This is a genomic window from Sphingomonas sp., from assembly GCF_019749955.1.
GTDB lineage: Bacteria > Pseudomonadota > Alphaproteobacteria > Sphingomonadales > Sphingomonadaceae > Sphingomonas.
The window spans coordinates 1-4,855 of the sequence record NZ_JAIEPC010000061.1 but is presented as its reverse complement, the minus strand read 5'-3'; the positions used below and the strand labels follow the sequence as shown (position 1 = coordinate 4,855).

The window sequence follows — 4,855 nt, the reverse complement described above, 5'->3', positions numbered from 1 at the left end:
GTCGCCTGGACTTCGTCCTTGGTCGACAGCATCCGCGCGGCTTCGGTTTCGCTGATCGGCTGGGGCTTGCCCATCGATCCCAGGAAACCGGTGACCTTCGGCGTGTTCTTGACGAGGTGATAGACGTCGTCGTTCATGTCGAGCTTGGCGAGCACATAGCCCGGCATGAATTTGCGCTCGACCTGGATCTTCTTGCCGCGACGCGCCTCTGTAACCGTTTCGGTCGGCACTTCGACTGCCTCGACCAGCCGGTCGAGCCCCATGCGGGTCGCCTCGGCCATGATCGAATCGCGGACCTTGCCCTCGAAACCCGAATAAGCGTGAATGATGTACCAGCGTGCCATTGTTGTCTGTGTCCGCCCTTATTTCGCCAGCAGCAGCAAGGCCGCCACGATCCGATCGAAAATCGCGTCGATCGTGAAGAAGAAAAGGCCGAGCATCGTCGTCATCACCGCGACCATCAGCCCGGTGGTCCAGGTTTCGGCCCAGGTCGGCCACACGACCTTGCGCGTTTCGGCCTGCACCTGACGCGCGAAGACGGGCGCCTGCCGGATGATCTCGATCGGATTCCACGAAGCCACTGGCTGTTCCTCAAAAACTGTCCTGTTCGGGACATAGGACCGCCGCCCGGTCCCGCAAAGGGCACCGACGACGATTCATCCCGATTTCGGATTGATGACGGTCTAGCGTCAATGCTGGCGGATCGCAAGGGGCCGAGGGCGGGCGGTCAGTCGAGCCCGAGCGCGGGCAGATCGGCCGCAGCAGCGGCGAGTTCGGCGCGGGCGACGATCTGGCGATATTCGGCGTCGAGCTTGCGCACCCCGGCATCGGCGGCGGATTCCTCGCGCACATTGACGAGGAAGAAGTCGCTGGCGCCGAGCGTGAAGCGGCGGGCTTCGGCGCGGGCCATGGTTGTGGCGCGGTCATATTCGCTGTCGGCAAGCGTGCGCAGCCGCTCGGTTGCGCGCACATCGATCGCGAGCGCGTCGATGGCGTTGATGATCTGCTCTTCGGTCTGCTGGCGGCGACGGCGGATCGCGTCGATTTCCGCCGTGGTCTGGTCGATCCGCCCCTTGGCGACGCGGCGCTGGAGCGGCAGCGTGAAGCTCAGCCCGACCTTGGTCTCGGTGCCGACGCGCGAGCGGCCACCCGCGCCAATCGGGCCAATGTCCTGCGACGCCTCAACCTTCAGGTCGAGCCGGGGCTTGAGCCCATTCTTGTCGAGCGCGAGCCGGTTGGTCGCCTGGAGCAGCCGCATATCGATCTGGCGCAGGTCGGGACGGGCGGCGAGCGCCGCGCGCGGATCGCCCGGCAGGCGGATCGGCGACGGAAAATCGCCCGGCAAGCGCGCGACATCGGGCTGCATCGGCGCGCCATTGGCGTCGCGCAGGAACAGCGACAGCGCATTGCCGGCAGCCGCCAGATCCTGTTCGGCGCGCGCGACCAATGTTTCGCGGCGGAGGATATTCTGTTCGTTTTCGACCAGGAGAATGTCGGGCCGCGCGCCGAGCTGGACCTGGCGCTTGAACCCCGCCTGCCGCTCCTTGGCGAGCGCGAGCAGGTCGCGATAGATGCGCAGCCGCAAGCCGGCGGCGACCCACAGATTATAGGCGCCGATTGCGCGGCGCTGCACCCCGATCGCGGTCAACAACCGGTCGGCCTCGGCGATGTCGATGTCGATGCGCGCATTGGTGCGCCCGAAGCGGCGATCATCGATCAGCCGGTCGCGCATCAGCGACAGCACCGCGCCGACCTTGATCTCGCCCACCTGGTTGGTGAAGCGCTCATCCTCATAGATCGGGAAGCGCCCGGTCGAGAGGCGGTACCCGCCGTAGAGGCTGCCGCCCCAATTCTCGATTGGGCGGGTGATCGTGCCCGCCGCATATTGCCCGTTGTAAAAGCCGCTCAGCCGGGTTTCAGCCTCGCCCTTGACCAAAGTGTCGAAGGCGCCGTCGGCCGACAGCGCCTTGCCTTCGGCCTGACGCACCTTGGCGATTGCCTCGAGCACTTGCGGCGCATGCTCGCGCGACGACTGGAGCACTTCGGCGAGCGTCAGCGGTTTCGGCTGGGCCAGCGCGAGCGACGGCGCGAGCCCGACCCAGATCGCCGCCATCAGGATCAGCGTGCGCGCGATCATTTGATCTTGCGTTCCTTGGGCTTGACCAGCTGAACTTCCTTCTTTTCCTGCCGCTCCCACTGCAGCGGGAAGTCGTTCAGCTGGCGCCACAATTCGAACCCTGCCGACACGGTTTCCATCAGCACCCAGCCGCGTACCTTGGCGCCGAGCCGCACGAAAGGCTCGCGCGGCCAGGGTGGCCGATCGGGCGATTGCTCGATCAGGATGCGGAACAGGCCATTTTCCGATGCCGACAAGTCGATCGCGCGCACGCGTCCGTCGAACATCCCCTGCGCCACTGATGGCCAGCCACTCGCCTGGATCGCCGGCCAGCCTTCAAATGCGAGGCGAACACGCCGACCCGTCTTGATCAGCGGCACGTCGCGACCATCGACGAACAGCTCCACCACCCGTTGCGCTTCTTCCGGCGCGAACGTCGCGAGCATGTCGCCCTGCTTGACCATCGTTGCGGTGTCGCCAGCGTTGATCTGCATGATCCGCCCAGCGCGCGGGGCATAGACGGTCTGCGCTGACTGGCGGGTGAGGTCGACGTCGACCTTGTTGATCGCCGCGCGGCTTTGGGCGATCTTGCCGCGATAGTCGGCGACCTTGATCTGGGCAGCCTCATAATCGCGGCGCGCGGCCAACCCTTCGCGGTAGAGCGCGCCGGTGCGATTGACGTCGAGCATCGCGGTCTGGGCGGCCAGCTCGGCGGCCTCAATTTCGGCGAGTTTCTGCGCGCGTTCGGCACGGAGCCGATCGAGCAGCATCGGATCATTGTCCGTAATCTGCGCGATCGGGTCGCCGCGCTTCACGATGCTGCCATCGGTGACATACCAGCGCTCGATCCGACCGGGCACCATCGCGGTGATGTTCTGCACGCGGTCACGCGGATCAAGCGCGATGACTGAACCAGTGCCTGGTGCAGTCTGTACCCAGGGCAGATAGACCAGCCCGGCGAGCGACACGGTAATCCCCACCGCCACGATGATCGCGATCACCCGCAGTACCGCTGGCGTCTGCAATTTACGCAGTGTCTTGAACTGCACGAGCTGTTCAGCGTGGGTTTGCATCTGGCGCCTCCATCCGGTCGGCGCGACGCAGCGCGTTGAAGGCCGCGCGGTCGCTTTCGATCCACTGCCGATCGCGACCCACCCACAGATAACCGTCGAGCACCGGCGGGTTATTGCGGTTGGTGAAGTAAATGACTGTCGTCGGCAATTGTTCAAGCGCGGCAAAGATGCGCGCCAGCTCGTCGGCGGGCACCATGTCGAATAGCGGCGACAGCAGCAACAGCTTCGGCCGCGACAGCAGCGCACCGGCCAGCTTCAGGCGCATCATCTCCGGCAGCGACAATGGCCAGCCGGTCGAGGGCAGGATCGTGTCGAGGCCTTGCGGGAGCTGTCCGATGCGACGATCGATCCCCAATAGCTGGAGCGCAGCCATCATGCTGCTCGGATCATCGTCGGGCGAGCAGAGCTCCAAATAGTCGCGCACCGAGCATTCGACGATCGTCGGGCGATCGAGCACGATCACGTCGCTGCGCAGATGATAGGCGTCGAGCACGCTGAGCTCGGCACCGCCAAGCGTAATGAACCCGCTATCAGCCGGACGGTGCCGCTTGAGCAGCAGCGCGAAGGCGCGCTGGGTGTCGGAATCGGCAGCCGCGATCAGTTTGGCGCGGTACGGGATCGTGCAATCGAGCCGGATGTCGCCAATCCGCACATCGGCGAAGACGAGATCGCCAACCGCTTCGCCCGGCCCAGTCACCCGCCCGGGCACTTCCTGCGGAATCGCATAGAGCAAGCCGAGCTCCTCGACCGCCGTCACCAGATCATAGAATACGTCGAGATAAGGACCGACCTGCGCAAAGCCGTAGAAGATGCTCGAGAGGATCAGTTCCGCCGCGACGAGCTGGCCGATCGACAACTGGTTCTGGATCACCAGCCACCCACCCATCGCCAGCAGGCCCGCGCTCGAAACGGCATAGAGAATCAGATAGGCGACCGTCTGGGTGAAGCTGTAATTGATGTGTCGGCGATAGGCCTTGATGTAGCGCTCGGTCATCGCTTCCGATTTGTCGATCGCGAAGGAAATGTGACGGCTCGACTTGTAAAAGCCGTTCGACGCGCCGACGCTTTCGAGCCAGTGCGCGGTATCATATTTGGCGTGGCTGAGCGCGACCGCCGTCGTCATCGCGCCGCGCGACCAGACCTGCCAGATCAGCCATGCGAGCAGGATGAACAGCAGGTTGAAGCCCAGAAAAAACGGGTGGTAAAACGATGTTACCACAAAACCGACGGCCGATTGCAGCAGGATCGTGAACAGTCCGATCAGCAGAGAGGGGATTGATTTCTGGAGGTTTATCACTTCGAAATAGCGATTGAACAGGTCGCCCTTGCGCGCATCGCCGAAGAAGGGATCGCGCGAATGCACCGCGCGCAGCGTGATCTCCGCCACCAGCTGCGCGAAGATGCGCTGACGGAACACTTCCATCAGATGCGCGCGAAAGGCGCTGAGCAGGGCCGACAGCATCAGCAGCGCGAACAGGATGCCGGCGAGCGTGAACAGCGGGGCGGGCAAGGCGGTGTTGGCGACGCTGTTGATCAGCATCTGCACCGAAATCGGCGTCGCCAGCGACAACAAGCTGATGCCGATCCCATAAATGATCGCGAGCGTGAAAAAGGCGCGGTCGGGCCCCAGAATCGGCGCAGCCCACCGCACGAAATCGCGCAGCCT

The 4,855-nt window shown here is 64.2% G+C and carries 5 protein-coding genes; all 5 read right to left on the bottom strand.

Translation table 11 applies throughout. The features are described 5' to 3' along the window. A partial coding sequence (locus tag K2W81_RS11910) for a transcription termination/antitermination NusG family protein (protein ID WP_294104563.1) occupies nucleotides 1-344 on the bottom strand: 344 nt, incomplete at its 3' end. An 18-nt stretch (nucleotides 345-362) separates the two neighbouring features. Beyond that, nucleotides 363-581, bottom strand: coding sequence for a preprotein translocase subunit SecE (gene secE / locus K2W81_RS11905; RefSeq protein WP_294104561.1), 219 nt, complete (start codon nucleotides 579-581; stop codon nucleotides 363-365). Between the two features lie 146 nt (nucleotides 582-727). Then, nucleotides 728-2,137 (bottom strand): TolC family protein, encoded by a 1,410-nt coding sequence (locus K2W81_RS11900; RefSeq protein ID WP_294104559.1) that lies wholly within the window; start codon nucleotides 2,135-2,137, stop codon nucleotides 728-730. Further along, entirely contained in the window at nucleotides 2,134-3,189 is a 1,056-nt protein-coding gene (locus K2W81_RS11895) for an HlyD family efflux transporter periplasmic adaptor subunit (RefSeq protein ID WP_294104557.1), read from the bottom strand. The genes K2W81_RS11900 and K2W81_RS11895 overlap by 4 nt, the downstream gene beginning before the upstream one ends. Then, a partial coding sequence (locus tag K2W81_RS11890; RefSeq protein ID WP_366932246.1) for an ABC transporter transmembrane domain-containing protein occupies nucleotides 3,173-4,855 on the bottom strand: 1,683 nt, incomplete at its 5' end. The genes K2W81_RS11890 and K2W81_RS11895, both read right to left, overlap by 17 nt.

Bases quoted from the DNA above. Each gene is read 5' to 3' on its own strand.
- K2W81_RS11895 (WP_294104557.1), bottom strand. From the start codon at position 3,189: ATGCAAACCCACGCTGAACAGCTCGTGCAGTTCAAGACACTGCGTAAA.
- K2W81_RS11900 (WP_294104559.1), bottom strand. From the start codon at position 2,137: ATGATCGCGCGCACGCTGATCCTGATGGCGGCGATCTGGGTCGGGCTC.